The 19,307-nt window shown below is 43.6% G+C and carries 17 protein-coding genes; 15 read left to right on the forward strand and 2 right to left on the reverse strand.

The window, feature by feature from the left end:
* Positions 1 to 46 precede the first annotated feature (46 nt).
* Positions 47 to 514 carry a MarR family winged helix-turn-helix transcriptional regulator gene (locus ACWNM1_RS25075; RefSeq protein WP_449603069.1) on the forward strand — a complete coding sequence of 156 codons (468 nt, stop codon included), beginning with the start codon at positions 47 to 49 and terminating at the stop codon, positions 512 to 514.
* A gap of 74 nt (positions 515 to 588) precedes the next feature.
* On the opposite strand, the gene ACWNM1_RS25080 is transcribed toward ACWNM1_RS25075, so the two are convergent.
* Entirely contained in the window at positions 589 to 2,220 is a 1,632-nt protein-coding gene (locus tag ACWNM1_RS25080; RefSeq protein WP_449603083.1) for an MDR family MFS transporter, read from the reverse strand.
* A gap of 217 nt (positions 2,221 to 2,437) precedes the next feature.
* Here ACWNM1_RS25080 and ACWNM1_RS25085 point away from each other — a divergent pair, with 217 nt between their 5' ends.
* The 6 genes from ACWNM1_RS25085 (at position 2,438) to ACWNM1_RS25110 (ending at position 9,744) form a co-directional block, all read left to right on the forward strand.
* Positions 2,438 to 2,959, forward strand: coding sequence for a MarR family winged helix-turn-helix transcriptional regulator (locus tag ACWNM1_RS25085; protein ID WP_449603070.1), 522 nt, complete (start codon positions 2,438 to 2,440; stop codon positions 2,957 to 2,959).
* A 149-nt stretch (positions 2,960 to 3,108) separates the two neighbouring features.
* Complete coding sequence (locus tag ACWNM1_RS25090; protein WP_449603071.1) at positions 3,109 to 3,876, forward strand: metallophosphoesterase family protein; 768 nt, start codon at positions 3,109 to 3,111, stop codon at positions 3,874 to 3,876.
* Between the two features lie 131 nt (positions 3,877 to 4,007).
* Positions 4,008 to 5,045 (forward strand): helix-turn-helix domain-containing protein, encoded by a 1,038-nt coding sequence (locus tag ACWNM1_RS25095; protein WP_449603072.1) that lies wholly within the window; start codon positions 4,008 to 4,010, stop codon positions 5,043 to 5,045.
* Between the two features lie 3 nt (positions 5,046 to 5,048).
* Positions 5,049 to 6,311, forward strand: a complete 1,263-nt coding sequence (locus tag ACWNM1_RS25100) for an FAD-dependent oxidoreductase (protein ID WP_449603073.1) — start codon at positions 5,049 to 5,051, stop codon at positions 6,309 to 6,311.
* A 377-nt stretch (positions 6,312 to 6,688) separates the two neighbouring features.
* Positions 6,689 to 7,606, forward strand: coding sequence for a DUF5692 family protein (locus ACWNM1_RS25105; RefSeq protein ID WP_449603074.1), 918 nt, complete (start codon positions 6,689 to 6,691; stop codon positions 7,604 to 7,606).
* Between the two features lie 752 nt (positions 7,607 to 8,358).
* Complete coding sequence (locus tag ACWNM1_RS25110; RefSeq protein ID WP_449603075.1) at positions 8,359 to 9,744, forward strand: MATE family efflux transporter; 1,386 nt, start codon at positions 8,359 to 8,361, stop codon at positions 9,742 to 9,744.
* A 210-nt stretch (positions 9,745 to 9,954) separates the two neighbouring features.
* Here ACWNM1_RS25110 and ACWNM1_RS25115 read toward each other — a convergent pair whose 3' ends face one another.
* Entirely contained in the window at positions 9,955 to 10,818 is an 864-nt protein-coding gene (locus tag ACWNM1_RS25115) for a CPBP family intramembrane glutamic endopeptidase (protein ID WP_449603076.1), read from the reverse strand.
* A 567-nt stretch (positions 10,819 to 11,385) separates the two neighbouring features.
* Here ACWNM1_RS25115 and alaS point away from each other — a divergent pair.
* The 8 genes from alaS to ACWNM1_RS25155 all read left to right on the forward strand — a co-directional run bounded on the left by alaS (position 11,386) and on the right by ACWNM1_RS25155 (position 19,295).
* Positions 11,386 to 14,019, forward strand: coding sequence for an alanine--tRNA ligase (gene alaS, locus ACWNM1_RS25120; RefSeq protein ID WP_449603077.1), 2,634 nt, complete (start codon positions 11,386 to 11,388; stop codon positions 14,017 to 14,019).
* A gap of 316 nt (positions 14,020 to 14,335) precedes the next feature.
* Entirely contained in the window at positions 14,336 to 14,611 is a 276-nt protein-coding gene (locus tag ACWNM1_RS25125) for an IreB family regulatory phosphoprotein (protein WP_042125473.1), read from the forward strand.
* The gene (gene ruvX / locus ACWNM1_RS25130; protein ID WP_042193474.1) at positions 14,611 to 15,027 is read left to right on the forward strand and encodes a Holliday junction resolvase RuvX; all 417 of its coding nucleotides are present in this window, start codon (positions 14,611 to 14,613) and stop codon (positions 15,025 to 15,027) included. The genes ACWNM1_RS25125 and ruvX overlap by 1 nt, the downstream gene beginning before the upstream one ends.
* Positions 15,028 to 15,040: 13 nt before the next feature.
* Positions 15,041 to 15,349 carry a DUF1292 domain-containing protein gene (locus tag ACWNM1_RS25135; RefSeq protein WP_038569507.1) on the forward strand — a complete coding sequence of 103 codons (309 nt, stop codon included), beginning with the start codon at positions 15,041 to 15,043 and terminating at the stop codon, positions 15,347 to 15,349.
* On the forward strand, positions 15,342 to 15,650 hold the full coding sequence (locus ACWNM1_RS25140; RefSeq protein ID WP_449603078.1) for a DUF1292 domain-containing protein: 309 nt from the start codon (positions 15,342 to 15,344) through the stop codon (positions 15,648 to 15,650). Before ACWNM1_RS25135 ends, ACWNM1_RS25140 begins: the two co-directional genes overlap by 8 nt.
* A 176-nt stretch (positions 15,651 to 15,826) precedes the next feature.
* Positions 15,827 to 16,876 (forward strand): endolytic transglycosylase MltG, encoded by a 1,050-nt coding sequence (gene mltG, locus ACWNM1_RS25145; RefSeq protein WP_449603079.1) that lies wholly within the window; start codon positions 15,827 to 15,829, stop codon positions 16,874 to 16,876.
* A 56-nt stretch (positions 16,877 to 16,932) separates the two neighbouring features.
* Positions 16,933 to 17,865 (forward strand): peptidase U32 family protein, encoded by a 933-nt coding sequence (locus ACWNM1_RS25150; protein WP_449603080.1) that lies wholly within the window; start codon positions 16,933 to 16,935, stop codon positions 17,863 to 17,865.
* A 98-nt stretch (positions 17,866 to 17,963) separates the two neighbouring features.
* Positions 17,964 to 19,295 (forward strand): peptidase U32 family protein, encoded by a 1,332-nt coding sequence (locus tag ACWNM1_RS25155; RefSeq protein WP_042186086.1) that lies wholly within the window; start codon positions 17,964 to 17,966, stop codon positions 19,293 to 19,295.
* Positions 19,296 to 19,307: the final 12 nt, after the last annotated feature.

The raw sequence follows: 19,307 nt of genomic DNA on the forward strand, positions 1-19,307 counted from the left end.
CGATTAGGCTATACTTAGTATTAAATGGATCTTATGGGGTGTACTAATGAACGAAGATAAATATCAGAATGTGGATGGACTAATGGAAGCTTTTCAGCAATTTGCCAGGATGAACTGGCGTAAAACTACGGTATGGGGATTGAAGCCTAGTGAGGTTCGGATGTTGGTCTCTTTAAAGATTGGCAAGGAACGGGAAGGGAAGAAGGGCCAGACGGTTTCAGATATCAGCAAGTTTCTTAAAGTCACTTCTCCTACGGTTACACAGATGGTCAACAGCCTGATTGCACAGGGATATGTAGTACGTTCTGCCGATGCTCAGGATCGCCGAATCAGTGAGATCACGCTTACGGAAAAAGGAGAGCATTTGGCCGAAATGGCCGTGACAAAATCCCGAAATACCTTTAAAGGTATGATAGATTATATGGGTAGAGAAAAGACAGATTCGTTAATGGAGCTGTTAAACGAAGTCTACGATTATTTCGAAGAATTGAACGATCAACCAACCGAGTCCTAATCCTTCACATAAAAAAAGAGATGCCGCACAGCCAAAGCTGTTTTCGGACATCTCTAATGTATATTTATTTGTGATTAATGTGCAGCAGGTACTGACTTTTCAAGGTTTTTGCCTTCGCTTTTTCCCTCTGCAGTTACCTCTGTTTTTTTCTCACCACTTCGTAACGGAATCTCTTTAAGGAACAGGACAAGCAATGCTGCAATGACTAACAGTGCCGTGCCGCTTAAGAATACAACCGTCAAGGAATCGCTTAGTGCGTTCCGCAGCATCTCAATCAATTGATTGAAGAGCGGCTGGATTTGCTCTGGCAGCGTTGTGTGGAGTTCCTTCAGCTTAGGCTGATCTAGCAGCATTTGCGGGTTCATAAATGCGGAAAGCTGTTTAGCAGATTCAGGATCAAGTTTGGTTAAATCCGGACCCTTGCCAGAGGATACCGCTGCCCCTAGTTTATTCGTTAATGAAGTGTTCATGATGGTACCCATAATAGCGATACCGATGGTTCCACCTAAATTACGGAACAAAGTATTTGTAGCAGTAGCAACGCCTAGCATGGAAGGAGCTACTGCATTTTGCACGGTTAAGGTAAATACTGGCATAGATAGACCTAAACCAATCCCGAAGACAATCATGCTGACTACTGCCATCGCAATGTTGCTCATAAAGGCCATTATGATCATGGCTACAACCATAAATGGCATACCCATCAGGGCATAACGCTTGTATTTACCTGATTTGGAGATCCATCTACCCACGAGCGTACTAAGTACAATCATTGCCAGTGACATTGGCATATTAATGAATCCCGAGTTGGTTGGGGAGACACCTTCTACACCTTGGACAAAAAATGGCAGATAGATCATTGCGCCCATCATACCGGCATTCATCAGGAAGCCTACAACCATGGAGATGGTTACGATGGAATTCTTAAATAAGGATAATGGCAATACTGGACTTTTAGCTTTTCGTTCAATCAGAATTAAAATAATAACTCCGAGAATAGATGCCCCGAACAAGCTGAGGATCTCTGGGGAACCCCATTCATATTTTGTACCCGCCCATGAAAAGCCGAGCAAGAGTGCAACAATGGTAAGGGAAAGGAAAATGGAGCCTAAGTAGTCAATGGATTCTGAGGTGGAACGTACAGTTTTAGGAAACATTTTCCAAATCATAAAGAAAGCCACGATACCGAAAGGCAAGAAGATCCAGAAGATCCATTTCCAAGCCATGTGATCCACCATGAAGCCCCCAAGGGTAGGACCAATTACACTAGAGAATCCAAATATGGCCATCATAATTCCAGTCCACTTGGCTCTCTCTCTAGGAGCGAACAAATCACCTACAGCGGTTACGGTAGCCGACATTAGAATCCCGCCGCCAAGACCTTGAATCCCGCGATAAGTGATCATTTGGAAAATATTTGTCGACAATCCGGACAGGAAAGCGCCTATAATAAAAATAACGATCCCTGCTAAGAGGAATGGTTTTCTTCCATAGATATCGGATAATTTGCCGACAAGTACGGTAGCAATTGTAGAGGTGAGCATATAGATGGTAATTACCCAAGTATAATGTTCAATGCCTCCTAACATCGCAATAATTCGGGGCATTGCAGTACCCACAATGGTCTGGTTGATTGCTGCGAAAAACATAGCCGCCATTAAAGCAATCATAATTGTAACTTTTTTCTTTTGCGTAAGATGCTCCAGAGCTGTTCCTCTCCTTTAACTTCTATATATTGTAGTTTGGGAATTCACGTCTTAATAATTAGGTAGCCAAACTATCATTTATGTATAATACACAAATTCATCATTTAGCACAACTGTTTAATTATTTAATTTTTATGGAAACAGAATGTGATTTGGACTTGATTTTTTGGAAATAGGTAAGTAATCTAATTAGATTGAGTTAAATTGGAGGTGCCCTATGGATACTCAAAATAGTCAAGAGCAAAAGCTAATTATAGCCTTTGAAAATATTAAACGTTTGACCTCTCGTCCGTCCTCAAAGGAAGTGATTTCGTATAGAGAATTTATGATGATGTATGTCATAAACAATTTAATGAAGCGAAAGAAGCTTTCAGACGAAGTCGAAGAGCAGCAGGGCGTCATGATTTCTAGATTAAGCGACTTGCTCCAAATTAGCAGACCTACTGCGACACAAATGGTTAATAGTTTGGAGGATAAGGGTTACGTGGTGCGAACAACGTCCGATACCGATCGGCGGGTTGTATATATTGGTCTGACGAATAAAGGGGAGCAGATTTATGATTCCCAGATGGCTACTTTTTCAGGTATTTTAAGTGAAGTTACGGAAAAGGTGGGGAAGAAAGAGATTGACCAATTGATTTTTCTGTGTGATCGTTTTCAAGAAGCGGTGCATGAAGTCAGAAGCCGCCAGCTTTTTACTCCACCCGATGAAGATCCGCTCGTTATGGATTCCGTATAGCGACCATTACAAAAAAAGATATTTCGGTGCCTCTGCCCGGAACGTCTTTTTTTAATTATACGAAAGTATAAGTTTCACGATATACTTTATCCTTATAATTCTTTCATAAACGCTCACTGTCCTTTAAAGGACGCCGAAGGCGTTTTAGCTTGCAGCATCCAGAGCAAGGAGGAATTACAATCAAAATATTAGCGATTAGCGACATTCACGGAAGCTATTCCGAATTCAACGCATTATTAAAAAAAATAAACTATCGGCCATCCGAGGACAAGCTCATCCTGATGGGGGATTATGTGGATAGAGGTCTCAATAGTAAAGGAATTGTGGATCAAGTTATGGCCCTAAAGCGGGAATGGGACGTCACAGTTCTAAAAGGCAATCATGATAAAATGGCCTATGATGCGCTCACCAGTGAGGATGATAAACTGGATACGCATTGGCTAAACAACGGTGGTTTGTATACATTGATGAGCTATTGTGAGGCTGATTCTAATTTTTTTAAAGCGGATTTTGGCTGGCATGATTATATGCTGCTGAAAGAAGAAATTAGACAGAAATACAAACATCATTTGGATTTTCTAAGTTCATTGCCACTTTATCATGAGACGGAAGACCATATCTTTGTCCACGCAGGCATTAATCCATTAATAGCGGATTGGAAGCAGCAGGATCCATATGATTTTATCTGGATCAGAGAGCCATTTTATACGAATCCTGTAGTTAGCACTGACAAAACGGTTATTTTCGGTCACACCTCGACGATGGATCTACATGATTCGGAAGACATCTGGTTTAGTCCGCTGGGCGATAAAATTGGTGTGGATGGTGGATGTGCCTATGGTCAACGACTGAACTGCTTGGAGATTTCCGGAGGGGAATACATCACACATTTTGTTCGGAATGGGGAGAAGCCTTGAGCTGTCTCTCTTTTTTTAAAATATTAGAAAGTATAACGCTTAAGGTGTTTATGCTTGTTCATGAAAATGTAGAATAGCACTGTATTTAACGCCAACTATGTATAAAATAAAGAGAATAGGGGGTGTAATAGATGAATGCAAACAACAAATATCATATCCTCATGCAAGGGACTATCAGCAACAATGTGAGCGAAACCTGTAAGGAGTTTGGCATATCCCGGACGATCTATTATCAGTGGTGTAAAGCTTACCAAGAGCAGGGGATGGATGGACTGGCAGAGAAGGAACGAAAGCCGGTAATGCCTAATAAAGTGGATAAGCGAACGGAAAGATTGATCTTACAATACGTTGCCAAATTCCCTGAAGATGGACCCAAGCGAATCTTTTACGAACTGCAGGATGTGGGTGTGAACATAGGGGAGTCAGGTATTTATAATGTGCTGCGTCGAAATGGACTTAGTAAGAGAATAGAACGGGAGGCTTACGCCAAAGAAGTTAAAGCAAAGAAGCGGGACGGCGCGCAAGCGGCTAACAGCAGAGGGTGTAAAGAGAAACCAAAACCTCTGGACTATAGGATGAAAAATCCGGAAAATGCTCATCCCGGGTATATGTGCCAACAGAGTATTAGCTATATGGGATTGTTCCCAAGGGTAGGAAAGGTGTATCAATACGTGGTCTACGATGCCTATTCCAGATTAGGCTTAGTTAAGCTATATAATCGGAAGTCCGCCATTCATTTTATCGATTTTATGGATTTGAAGGTCATCCCATTGATGAAGACCTTAGAATTCCAAATTGATAATCTGGTTACGAACAAGAGTCGTGAATTTACTACGAACTGGGATAGAGGTAAACATAAATACAGCGATTTTTTACATAAGAACAACATAAATCAAGTAGCTATTACTGCAGATCAGACAGAAGTATTTCAGCCCTTACAGCAATTTGCAGCAGTGTTGACGAAAGAGTTTTATCAGCAGGCTTGGTTGGATGATACGATTGATTCCTTTGAGACTTTAGAAAAGCGCTTACACGAATATTTGAGGATCTATAACTTCAGCAGGGTGATCACAGACGGACCTAATCAAGGTAAAATACCATCGGATGTCGCACTTGAGTATGCAGGTCAGCGTGAGACCTTGCCATTATGGTTATTTACAAGGAGATAACGGATGATGACTAATATGAAGCATGAAGACAGGATAGGGATCATCGGTGCAGGGATTTCTGGGGTTACAGCTGCCTACCAGCTTGCGAAAAAAGGATATTCTCATATTACTCTCCTTGAGAGGTCGGACCGAGTAGGTGGCAAGTGCCACTCCATCGAATACAAAGGGAAAACTTATGAAATGGGAACTCTAATCGGCTTGCCAACTTATAAACATACGATAGAACTCATGAGAGAGTTTGATCTTATGGACAAGGGGCCACTCTTGGAACGGGGATTTTTTGATACAAATGGGCGAAAAACTACTCAGATTCCTATGGACCAAATTCAGATGTTTACCCAAGAATTCAAACGGTTGCCGGAAATTTTGAAACGTTATAAGTCACTACAAGAACCGGGTTTTCTACACTTACCGGCAGATCTATGTCAGCCCTTTTCAGATTGGTGTACGGAGAATGAGCTATCTGTAATTGGGCAGGTGTATATGCATTACTTCAATACTTTTGGTTTTGGGAGTATTCAGGATGTGCCGGCCGCCTATGTATTGAAATTTCTTACTTATGATAATTTATTATCCTTTATTGAGATCACTCACATGATAACCTGGCCTAAGGGAGTCACTGAACTCATTAGAAGAATGGCCGACCAAGTAGAGGATCTGCGTCTGACTTGTGAAGTGCTACATATGGAGCAAGAGGAAAATGGTCAAGTTCGGGTGGAAACAAACCAGGATATCTTTTATTTTGACAAGGTTATTTATACTGCTTCCTTAGAGCGTCTGGGTGATATGATTCACTTATCTTCGGTAGACAGAGCATTGTTTGAGTGTATAATCTATGAACGGTTTCGGGTATATGCCTACAGAGTGAAGGGGTTGCCGGAGCTTTCTGGATATATCCCCTGCAATATGAATCCTGAACGCAAGGGACATATGATGGCATGGTATTACAGGTGGGCAGATATGGGAACAACGGATCTAGTTACGGTTTATGTAGCGGAGAATGATGAGATGACAGATCTCGAGATGAGGGAAAAGGTAGAAAATAAACTTCGCGAGCTTGGCGGTGAGAATATCCGTCTGTATATGATGAAGCGCTGGAAGCAGTTCCCCCATGTAGATTCTAATGCGATTCGTGAGGGCTTCTATGAACGGCTTGATCAAATGCAGGGAAGGGATAAGATATATTATGCAGGAGAAATTATGAATTTTCCAACACTGGAGAACTGTATCGTATATTCGAAATACTTAGTTGAAAGATTTTTTTGAAAATGCGTGAGTAGTAAGCCTTGTCCACAAAGAAATTTGTCGGCAAGGTTTTTTTATATTGCATAAATTATATATTTTGGGCCCCCCGCAAAGTACCTGAGTATGTATTAAATCAAAAATCCACTTTGTGGAGATATTTTACGTTCGAGTTAGGTTTACAGTCTGTAGTTCTGTAGGCATAGTTTCTAATAGATTCCCTTACTTGGGGTAGGTCCTTGGATGAATTACAGTCCTATTGATGTGTAAACTCAACTCGAAATGAGACTATGAAAACCTTGTCAAATCAACGTTTTGAGCGGTTTGATCGTTCGAAGGAGGATGGGATATATTGGACTCAAGACATAGCTTATATACAAAATATGAAGGAGGAATACATTATGTTTTTATTTGAATCGATTCCTTGGTACTCTGCTCTAATGTGGTTAGTGGTACTTGCAGGATTAATGTTTTTCAACGAAATAGCTCGAAGAAGCAAGTGGTTCTCAATCATTCTGTTTATCATTGTCCCTATTGTACTTACTATAGCGGTCTGGCCGAATACGGCAGGCGAAGGCTCCAGTACTGGAACATGGTTTCACTGGGTAAAAGTATATTCTGCCTTGGCAGGATGTATAGGGTTTATGGCTATCCGTTATGTTAAAGGATGGGACAAAAATAAATATATATTAATGTTCCCGGCTATTATCCTTGCAGTTAACATTCTTGAAGCAGTTATCCGTGATTTCCAAGTGTACAGTTTGCAAGGCATGGTGGATGGCGTAATGATGGTGGGTGGTCCTTGGAACATTATGAACGGGATCGCAGGTATTCTGAATATTATTACAATTTCTGGTTGGATGGGTATTGTTATTAGTAAAGACAAGAGTAAGGATATGTTGTGGCCGGACCAGCTGTGGTTCTGGATCATTGCTTATGACATTTGGAACTTTGCCTATGTATATAACGCAGTTTCTGACCATTCCTTCTATGCAGGTGCAGCTCTTCTGATCTCTTGTACAATTCCAGCATTCTTCTTCAAAAAAGGAGCATGGCTACAGCACCGTGCACAAACCTTGGCGATTTGGATGATGTTTACGATGTCGTTCCCGGCGTTTGTTGGGGATTCAAAGTTCTCCGTACAATCTTCTCACAGCGAAACAGCGCTTTGGGTTGTGAGTGCATTATCTTTAGCAGCTAATATTGCAGTGTTTGTCTATCACTTCTATAAAATTACCAAACATAAACGCAATCCGCTTAAAGTGGAAGTGTATACAGATTTAGCGGCTTATAAGACGATTGCCGAGAGTGCAAAATAATAGAAGGCTTAATAGCTTCTTTAAGAATCCGCGCCTAGCGCGGGTTTTTTTATGGAATAGAATTAATAAAATTTGATTTGCGGAGAAATGTATGCGGAAAACCGAATACAATGTGCGGACGGTAACGTAAGCGGGCCAAATGTATGTGAAAAACCGAATACTATGTGCCGCCAGTAATGTAAACGAGCCAAATGTATGCGAAAAACCAAATACAATGTGCCGACGGTAACATAAGCGAGCCGAATGTATGCGAAAAACCAAATACAATGTGCCGACAGTAACGTAAGCGAGCCAGCGCCGTTATCCGCCCCAAGTCTCCCGGGAATGGGCTTGTTTTTAGGGAATAAGTGCAATATGGTCCGTCTCTCGGAACCTATAAATACGATTATGGAATTACGGATGTACTCAGCTTGTAATTCTACTCTACCTCCAAGGAAGCCGTCAGGCGTTTTTCTTGCGTAAATGCAAAGATCGATCATGATCATCAAGCATAACGCAATCTGCTTAAAGACTTTTGCAAATACTTTTGATGAACGATTGATTCTATGGTCTGAAGCTGCATAATTCTGATGAAGTTTATGTTCTCCAAATATGTGAGGACAGTTGCTGTTTTTTGACTCCCGCTTAAAGACTTAAAAGTATATCTATAGTAAACTGAATGTAAAGTGCCCACGGTATAATGGGTATAATTTGTTGAAAAGCTCTTCGGATGAAGAGTTTTTTCCATTTTACAGAAAAGAATGTGATAAGTTATGCAGCTTCGGGCTAGTCTTCAGAAGAAAAGATTGCTGGAGAAATATCTTTCTGGGGAGGGGATGGATTATCGGCAAATTATAGCTTTATTTATTCCAATTCTGATTGACCAGGCCTTCATTATTGGATTTAATCTGGTAAATACCGCAATGATCAGCTCGTCCGGGATGGCGGCGGTCAGTGCAGTGAATATGGTGGATTCGCTGAATATTTTTCTGATCAATGTGTTCGTGGCGGTTGCAACCGGGGGGACAGTGGTAGTCGCGCAGTACAAAGGGAGCGGAAACGACCGGATGGTGTCCCAGGCTACGGCGGCTTCGGTCGCCTCGGTATCGCTGATCGCTTTGGGAATCGGTCTGCTGCTGATGGGCTTCCATACCCCTATATTGAACCTTCTGTTCGGAACCGCCTCACCCGAAGTGCTGGACAATGCCCGCATCTACCTGATCGGCAGCAGCATCTCATATCTGGGCATCGCGGTGGTTCAGGCGGTATGCGGAGCTCTGCGAGGCGTGGGCAAGACTCGGGCTTCTTTGATGCTGTCGCTCATTATGAACCTGCTGTATGTTATCCTGAACGTGATCTTCATTTACCTGTTGCACATGGGTGTGCTGGGCATGACACTTGCGATTAATATCGCGCGGTATGCAGGTATGGTTTGTGCCCTGGTGTATCTGTTCAAGGTGGATACGGCCCTGCGGGTGCGTTTTCGTGACCTATTCCGAATCCCTCTGACCATGCTGCGGAGAATCATGTTCATCGGCGTGCCGTTCGCGGCGGAGCAGATGTTCTTCAACGGGGGTAAACTGCTCACTCAGGTGTTTATTGTCAGCCTAGGCACTTATGCCATTGCGACCAATGCCATTGCCGGCTCGCTGGCTCTGGTGTTTCAAATTCCAGCCAGCGCGCTGTCGCTAACTATTGTAACGGTGGTCGGCCAATGTATCGGGCGGGGGAATGTCTCTGAAGCCAGAAAGTTCATCAAGTCCTTCCTTTGGATCGGGTCCGGCTCTTTGGCGTTGATCGCCTTGATTCTGATGCCGCTATTCCACCCGCTGGTATCGATCTTTTCCCCACCTCCCGAGATCATTGACGATCTGTTTGTGGTGCTGCTGGTGAATTCTATTGCCCAAGTTCCGCTTTGGGCCGTCAGCTTTATTTTGCCGTCCGCACTGCGGGCAGCAGGAGATTCCCGCTTCACCTCAATTACCTCAATGCTGACGATGTGGCTGTTTCGGGTAATTTTTGGATACATCCTTGGGATCGTACTGGGCTACGGCGTCATGGGTGTCTGGCTGGCGATGAACTGCGAGTGGGCCGTTCGCGGGGGCATTTTTCTTTGGCGCTTCAGGGGCGAAAAGTGGTTTGCACACAAGCTGATTTAGAATTATTGTTAAGCATACGTACTGCCTGCGCCAGCTGACGGAAACGTAGCTCTTTCATGTTAAAAACGTAAAAATACAGCACAGGGCAGCGTTTCTCATATTTACTTGAGAATTGCTGCCCTCCGTTTTTGTTATCGACTGCTTGCTTTAGCTGATTATGATTACAATTGGGTTAGTCGCGATTCTAGAAAGTTATCTGATTCCATTTATTCAGCTTGGCACTGCCCTCTCTGATTTCTGCGCTCGGAATTCCTTCCTTTTGAAACAAATTAAAAGACAAGTCAGTAACAACACACAGATTAAAGTTGCTGTATGAGTAAAACTACTATTCCAAAACATAATCTGAACATTCATTAAGGAATGGACGCCAATCACGAAAAATAGATTCTTGGTTAAGACATAGAGTAATGAGAATATGATCCCTAGAATTACTAGCACGATAAAATCATAAACAAAATCCATTCCGACTAATCCTGAATAGATCCGATTTGGGATATGTATAGCGGCAAAGATCGATTGGGAGATAAGCATTGCATAACCAATGCGTGAAGTATTGTTATTGACTTTTTTTAATAAGAGATAGATTTGAATTAGCAGAAAGCCCCGAAACAAAACTTCTTCCAGTAAAGCATTTCCGAAAATCTGACCCAGGAATTCACCAAAGACGACGTTCGAATTCGTAAAGATATCATTATTGAATGATAAACTTGCGTGAGTCAGTAATGTCATACCTAAATCAACAATGTTAATTGCGAGCCAAAATAAAAAAGTGCCGATAAGTCCTGCTAATAATGTATTCCTTTTTAACCCCAAATCTCTCAGCGATAATTTAGCTATTATACATAAGAAAATAACCACTTCTAACACAAGACCAAACAGATTTGCAGCTAACGTTTCGTTGATCCATCCGTTTGTGCTTTTGGCAATAACGCTTAAAGCTCCATTTGCAAAAAGGACAAGGTTAACCGTTAGAGTGAAGAGAATATGAATAAAAATGAGACTGACGATAAAGCGTATCGATGTAGGCTTAACTTTAACAACAGATAGCTCCTCAGTTACTTTATTGCGCAGCATGATTTGTAAACCTCCTTTGGTTTTACCCGAGTATTGCGTATTCTAGAGCATTAATTATAATACAAAATTTTCCAAATGATATCTGAGATTTACTATATTCTTTAAGTGCCCGAGTTCACCATTACAAAAATCATATATTCTCACGTTATTCTTAACTCCTCCTCAGATTGACAGATGAAGGGGCACTGGCTATACTTGAAATGTTAAAATGTAAATCGGATAAAACGTTGATGAAAATGAAGTACGCCGGAGGATGGCTTGATCAGAGAACAGGTTCCTTTACGAAAGCATTTCGTAATGGCTGGGAGAACCTTGAAGACAGGCCGGTGGAAAGCTAATTTCGGAGTGTGAGATCACAAACTCACCGGGGGCACCCGTTATCAGCCGCGACAAGGCGATCGCCCTTTAACTTTCCCGTAAATTGGGTCAAGGCGATAACCAGGGTGGTACCGCGATATTAATCGTCCCTGAATTATTCAGGGGCGTTTTTTTGTTTTTATTTTTTAGAAAATTTGTACAATCTGGCGCATGAGCCGAATTAAAAAGATGAGACGGGAGCTGTAAACAATGAAAGCAAGTGAAATTCGTTCCAAATGGCTTGAGTTTTTTGAAAGTAAAGGTCACAAGATTGAACCTAGTGCATCTCTCGTACCGCATAACGATCCTTCGCTGTTGTGGATCAACGCAGGTATGGCACCGCTGAAAGCATACTTCGATGGCCGTGAGATTCCTGAGAATCCGCGCCTGACGAACTCGCAGAAATGTATTCGTACCAATGATATCGAGAATGTAGGGAAGACACGCCGTCACCATACATTCTTCGAAATGTTAGGTAACTTTTCTATCGGCGATTATTTCAAAGAAGAAGCTATCACATGGGCTTGGGAATTCTTAACTGGCAAGGAGTGGATCGGCTTCGATCCAGAACGTATCTCCGTAACTGTGTATGCTGAGGATGAAGAGGCATTCAAGCTGTGGAATGAAAAAGTGGGCTTGCCAGCAGAACGCATCATTAAGCTGGGAGATGAGAACTTCTGGGATATCGGCGAAGGCCCTTGTGGTCCTTGTTCGGAAATCTTTTATGACCGTGGCGAAGCTTACGGCAGCGACATGAGTGATCCAGAAATGTATCCAGGTGGAGAAAACGAACGTTGGCTCGAAGTATGGAACCTTGTGTTCTCACAATTCAACCATAACAAGGATGGCAGCTATACGCCGCTTCCGAACAAGAACATTGATACCGGTGCTGGACTGGAGCGTTTTGCATCCATTCTTCAAGATGTAGATTCCAACTTCGATACCGATTTGTTCCAACCGATTATTCAAAAAACAGCTGAGCTTGCTGGTGTAACTTATAAAGATAATGTTGAGCAGGATATCGCGCTTAAAGTTATCGCTGACCATGTGCGTACCGTTACTTTTGCCGTAGGGGATGGAGTGCTTCCTTCTAATGAAGGTCGTGGTTATATTATCCGCCGTTTGCTGCGCCGTGCTGTTCGTTACGGAAAGACACTGGGTCTGGATCGTCCGTTCCTGCATGAGTTGACGGAAACCGTTGGTGAGATTATGGGTGTGTATTATCCATCCGTTGTCGAGAATCGGGAATATATCGCCAAGATTATCCGTACAGAAGAAGAACGTTTCCATGAGACATTGTCTGATGGATTGGCTATCTTGGGTGAGATCAGCGCTAAAGCAAAAGCAGATGGGCACAGCACGATTGCTGGAGCTGATGCATTTAAGCTATATGACACTTACGGATTCCCATTTGACCTGACTGAAGATTTCGCAGCAGAGCAAGGATTAACTGTAGACCGTGAAGGTTTCGATGTCGCTATGCAAGAACAGCGTGATCGTGCAAGAGCTGCACGTCATGACGGTGGCAGCATGAAGATCCAAGGTGGTGCATTAGCGGATCTGACGGTTAAAAGTGAATTTGTTGGATATAATGACTCGGTAACAGAGTCGAAAATCATGGCTATTGTTGTGGGTGATGAATTGGTCGATACCGCTGGCGAAGGCGTAGAGTGCCAAGTAATTCTTGAGGCAACACCGTTCTATGCTGAAAGTGGCGGACAAGTGAGTGACACAGGTATGCTTACTGGCGGTTCAGTTACAGCTAAGGTTAAAGGATTGTTCAAGGCTCCACATGGTCAACATGTACATTTGGTAACTGTTGAAGCTGGAGAATTGAAAGTAGGCGAATCGGTTCGCGCTGAAGTGGATCGTGCACAGCGTGAAGATATCGTGAAGAACCATACAGCTACTCATCTACTGCATAAAGCGCTCAAAGAGGTTCTTGGCGGTCATGTCAACCAAGCAGGATCTCTAGTAGAAGGTACACGTTTACGGTTTGACTTCTCCCACTTCGGAGCGATTACACCGGAAGAACTAAGCGACATTGAGCATCGTGTGAATGCACAAATTTGGCGTGGCCTTGATGTAGTTATTGAGAACAAGCCAATTGACGAAGCTAAGGCTATGGGTGCCATGGCATTATTTGGTGAAAAATATGGCAATATTGTCCGTGTCGTTCAAGTCGGCGATTACAGCCTTGAGCTTTGTGGTGGCTGCCATGTATCCAACACGTCTCAAATTGGAATTTTCAAGCTACTTAGCGAAAGTGGTATTGGTTCCGGAGTGCGCCGTATCGAAGCAGTGACTGGACGTTACGCTTATCAGTTCACTGAGAGCCAACTGGATCTGCTCAAGCAATCTGCAGGTCTACTGAAGTCTTCTCTGAACGACGTTCCAAAACGGATTGAAGCATTGCATAACCAAGTGCGTGAGCTTTCGCGTGAGAATGAATCCTTGCAATCTAAGCTTAGCGCAACATTTGCCGCTGAACTAACAAGCAGTGTGAAGACGGTTGGTGCAGGTACACAGCTTCTTGCTGTTGCTGTTCAAGCAGGAAATATGGACGCTCTGCGTTCTACTGCAGATGAATTGAAATCCAAGCTCCCGGATGCTGTACTTGTTCTGGGAGCAGCGATGGACGACAAGGTGAACTTTGTTGTAGCTGTACCACAGGATCTAGTGAAGAAGGGTTTCCACGCTGGTAAGATCGTTAAAGAAGTCGCAGCAGTATGCGGTGGCGGCGGTGGCGGACGTCCAGATATGGCACAAGCTGGTGGTAAAGATGCCTCCAAGCTTGGCGAGGCACTGGCTAAAGCAGAAGAATTAGTGGCTTCCCTAGCATAAATAAAAATTACGAAACTATTTCTTAATTTAAACGTATTACGAAAAAACATAGCGGTACTGAGAGTTTGACATCAGTACCGCTACTCTTTATTAACAGGTGGTTAGATTTTCATGAATAGTTGTGCTTGACAATAGCTTAAAAGCCAAAAATATCATTATTTTTGTAGAGGAAATGCCAAAAAAAGCGTTATTCCACGTGCAGGATTTCCTCGTTGGGCTATGAATATGTTATGATAAAGGAAGCAAGTGAGCTGCACAGTAGCAACTTTGCGAAGCCGCCCTTTTAGGGTGATTTTGCAGAAGGAAGGTGTCACAAATGGACTCCATGGACAAAACGGTCAAATTCAATGTGAAGGGCGACGAAAAGGAAGCTTCTCCCCAGGAAATATTGCTCGCTGTATACGATGCACTGGTGGAGAAAGAGTATCATCCGATCAATCAGATCGTAGGGTATCTACTTTCCGGAGACCCAGCTTACATTCCGCGTCATAACAATGCGAGAAGTTTGGTCCGGAGAAAAGAACGTGATGAGCTGATTGAAGAGCTGGTTAGATTCTACCTCGTCAATCACAAGGTGGATAATCCCAGATGATGAAGAAGTTAGGATTGGATTACGGCGACCGTAGAATCGGTGTAGCCACAAGCGATGTTTTTGGATGGACGGCACAAGCTCTTGAAACGATTGAGCGCCGCGGTACTGGTAATGAGTTCGAACGTATTCGTGAACTTGTTACGGAGCACGAAATTGGAGAGATTGTCGTTGGTCTACCGAAGAATATGAACGGCTCAGTAGGACCCCGGGGCGAAATCTGCATAGAGTTCGCTGACAAGCTACGGGAGCAATTTGCAATGCCCGTACACCTTTGGGATGAGCGTCTGACGACGGTATCCGCAGAGCGGGTGCTGATTGAAGGGGACGTCAGCCGGAAGAAACGCAAAGGGATTGTGGACAAAATGGCTGCAGCCCTGATTTTGCAAAATTTTTTGGATGCTAACAGTAAAAGGTGAGGGGTGCGAGGATATGACAAACGAACAGATTGGCCAAGAGGAAGAACCGGAAATTATCTATATTCCTGATGAGGAAGGTAATGAAGAGGAATTCGAGGTCATTATGAAGTTTGAGGTTGATGGCTCGGACGCTAAGTACATGATGGTGGTTCCGCTTGATTCCGAGGACGAGGAAACCGATGAGGTTTATGCGTTCCGTTATGTGGAAGAAGGCGACGATCTTCAATTGTTCATGATCGATAATGACGAGGAGTGGGCGATTGTCGAAGAGACTTTCAACACACTGGTTGACGAGTTGGACGGAGGATCTGAGAATGACTGATTTATCCGCTGATCAAGCGGTATGGACTTCGCGGCTTAAGGAAGCCTATGGAGAAACAGTAGAACTGGAAGATGAGCAGGGTAAGTCTTCCATTTACGATATTATCGCCGAATTTGAAGTCGGTGGTATTGGCTATGCGGTGCTGAAAGGCACCGGTAAAGACGTGGAATATGAAATTCTGCGTATCGTTGTCTCTCCTAACGGACTTCCGGAACTAGAGAACATCGTGGACGATGAAGAGTGGGAAGACATCTCTGAGCTATATGATGAGATGACTTTTCCAGCGGACGATGCAGAATAAACTTTAAACATGTACGTTACATTTATGATGAGTACGGAAGAGGGCGGAGAATTCCGCGCTCTTTTTGCTTGGAATACAATCAATATATTTAAAACAACAATCATGATCATGAAATATGTATTGAATTTTAAGTAGTACACTTTTATACTTTATAGTCGGAAAGTGAGGAACCTGACTTGAAATCCGCAATCCGTACTGTGCTTATTGTTATTCTTTTGCTGGTAGCAGCAGGAGGCGGAGGCGCTTGGTACATTTGGAACGGGATGCAGCCGGTAGAACCTGCTGGACCTGCTGTAACATTTACGATAGAGAAGGGCATGGGCAGCGCGGAAATTGCTGATCTGCTCGAACAAAATGGCATTATTAGGAACAGTCTTTTTTTTAAGGGATATTTGAAATGGACCAAAGAAGGTTCCAGCTTCAAAGCTGGTACTTATGTTGCTAGTCCAGGAGACACCTATGACGAGCTCATCGAGAGGTTAAACGCGGGTGATGTTGTTAAGGAAGAGACCGTAACTTTTACGATTCCGGAAGGATATACTGCTGAGCAGATTGCCAAGAAGCTTGCTGAGGCTTGGAACCAGGATGCTGCTATTTTTCTCGAAATAATGGATACCGGTGCGGGCTTGAAGGGAATTGATGTTCTAGGTATCCCACAGAATAAGAACCTTCGTCATCGGCTTGAAGGGTATTTGTTCCCTGAAACGTATGAACTAGCCAAGGATAGTACGCCGCAGGAAGTTGTAGAGGCATTATTGGATCAGTTCCAGAAGAAACTGGACACGATTCCGAATTGGAAGCAAAAGCTAGAAGCGCGTGGATTGACACTTCATGAGCTGTTGACAGTGGCCTCGTTAGTCGAGCGTGAGGTTGTGGTAGATAGTGAACGACCACTAGTTGCTGGCGTGATTTATAACCGCTTAAAGAAAGAGCAGAAGCTGGAGATTGATGCTACGGTTCAATATTTGCTCGATAAACAGAAGGAAAGACTGTTGTTTAAAGATTTGGAAGTTGAAAGTCCGTATAATACGTATAGAAATATTGGGCTTCCTCCGGGACCTATTAGTAATCCAGGGCTGGCCTCCATTCAGGCGGCACTTGAACCTGAGGCATCTGAATACTATTTCTATGTGACTAAGAAAGATGGTACACAGGGCCATTTGTTTGCTAAGACCTACAAGGAACATTTAGCCAATATCGAAAAAAGTAAGCAAGAATCGAAATAAAATATTAAAATGAAGAGTGGTGCGGTTGAAATAACTGTACAAGTAGGAGGTACAACATGATTAACAAACCGGAATTGCTGGCGACAGCAGCATCCTTAGAGGAAGCTGCTGCTTTGCTGGATGCCGGAGCAGATGCATTGCTCATCGGGGATGACCGTTTCGGCATGCGTCTTGCCGGACATTTCTCTCTGGAGGATACAGCTGCTGTTGTAGAAATGGCACATGCGCGTGGCTGTAAAGTATATGCTGGACTAGGTGGACTCATGTCCAACCTTCTTCTGGAAGAGCTACCTGCCTATGTGAAGGCTATAGGTGAACTTGGTGTTGACGGTGTTGAGTTCGGTGATCCTGCTGTGTTAACCACAGTGAAGAAGGAAGCACCGGGCATGAATCTGCATTGGAATGCGGAAATGACTTCTACCAATTACGCAACCGCGAATTATTGGGGGCGTAAGGGTGCTACTCGCGTCGTTCTTGCCCGTGAGCTGAATATGGATGAAATGACGGAAATGGTTCCGCTTTTAGAGGTAGAGGCACAGGTTCAGGTTCACGGCATGACCAATATATACCATTCCAAGCGTAAGCTTGTAGAAAGCTATATGTCACATCAAGGACGTCCAAGCGAGGGCGGCAGTCTTGGCAAGGAACGTGGTCTATTTTTGATCGAAGCAGAACGTGATGACCAAAAGTTCCCGATCTATGAAGACGAGAACGGTACACATATTATGAGTTCGGAAGATATTTGTATTTTGGAGGATATTCATATCCTTATGGCTGCAGGCGTACAGAGTTTTAAGATTGAAGGATTGTTGAAATCAACAGCGTATAATGTGGCGGCTGTTAAGACTTATCGCAAAGCTATCGATCTCTATGTAGCTGATCCAGAAGGTTATTCTTTCCAAGAGGATTGGATGGAAGCTATCAGAACGCTGCAGGATCCAGAACGGGAGCTAAGCTTCGGATTTTTCTATAAAGAGCAAGTATATTAAGTTTAATTTAATGAGAGTTTTTTGAGTTCCCCGCAAAGACTAGGTGCAGTAATCATTCATAAACATCACTTTGTGGGGCGATGGAGGGGAGAACAGGAATGGGAACCATGACAAAGCCGCAATACAAGGGCAAACGTTACCGTCTGGACAAACCGGAGCTCCTAGCTCCGGCCGGTAATTTGGAGAAATTAAAATTCGCAGTACACTATGGTGCGGATGCTGTTTATATCGGAGGGCAGAAATACGGTTTACGTTCAGGAGCAGACAATTTCAGCTTTGAGGAAATGCGTGAAGGTGTTGAATTCGCCAAGAAATACGGCGCTAAGGTATTTGTTGCAACGAACATCTATGCTCACAATGAAGATGTCGCAGGGATTGAAGAATATCTGCGTAACTTATATGAAGTTGGCATTGCTGCCATTATCGTAGCTGACCCGGTTATTGTAGATACAGCACGCCGTTTAGTCCCTGGATTAGAGGTACATTTGAGTACTCAGCAGTCTACACTGAACTGGCAAGCGGTATCCTTCTGGAAAGAAGAGGGTCTGCCACGTGTAGTACTCGGACGTGAGACAAGCCTGGAAGAGATCGCTGAGATTAAGAAGCATGTTGACATTGAAATCGAGAGCTTTATCCATGGTGCGATGTGCTCTTCGTACTCCGGTCGATGCGTATTATCCAATCACTTTACAGATCGTGACTCCAATCGCGGAGGTTGCTGTCAGTCTTGCCGCTGGAAATATGATTTGTTCGAGGATGCGCGTCCTGAAGGCACTTGGGTATCTGAAGAAGATCAAGCTGAAGCACAATCTCCGGCCCCTTTGCTTCCGGGTGTAACTCAGATTCCACTGCATCAGCAAGGAGATAATCCTTTCTCCATGGGATCTAAGGATTTGTGCATGCTGGAAAGTATCCCTGAACTCATTGAAGTAGGCATTGACAGCTTCAAGATCGAGGGACGAATGAAGTCGATTCACTATGTAGCTACTGTAGTTAACGCTTATCGTAAAGCTATTGATGCTTACATGGCTGATCCGGAAGGATACGAGTTGAAGCAAGAGTGGCTGGATGAGCTGAATAAAGCGGCGAATCGTCCGCTTAACACGGGGTTCTTCTATGATACTCCGGATCATGAAGATCATATCTATGAGCCTGAAGAAAAAGCAGCTCCTTATGATTTTGCTGGACTTGTACTAGAATACGATGCTGAGAGTGGAATGGCGCTCATTCAGCAACGCAATCACTTCAAGCCAGGGCAGGAAGTTGAATTTTTCGGACCCAATGATACATTCTTTAAGCAGACTGTAGCGGAATTGTGGGATGAAGCAGGTAATCCGCTTGACGCAGCCCGTCATCCTCTGCAACGTGTTCGCATGAAGGTAGATCAGCCGGTAGCATACTTTGATATGATGCGTAAGAGAAAATCTTAATAAGATACAGGG

This window comes from Paenibacillus sp. Marseille-Q9583 (genome assembly GCF_976954365.1).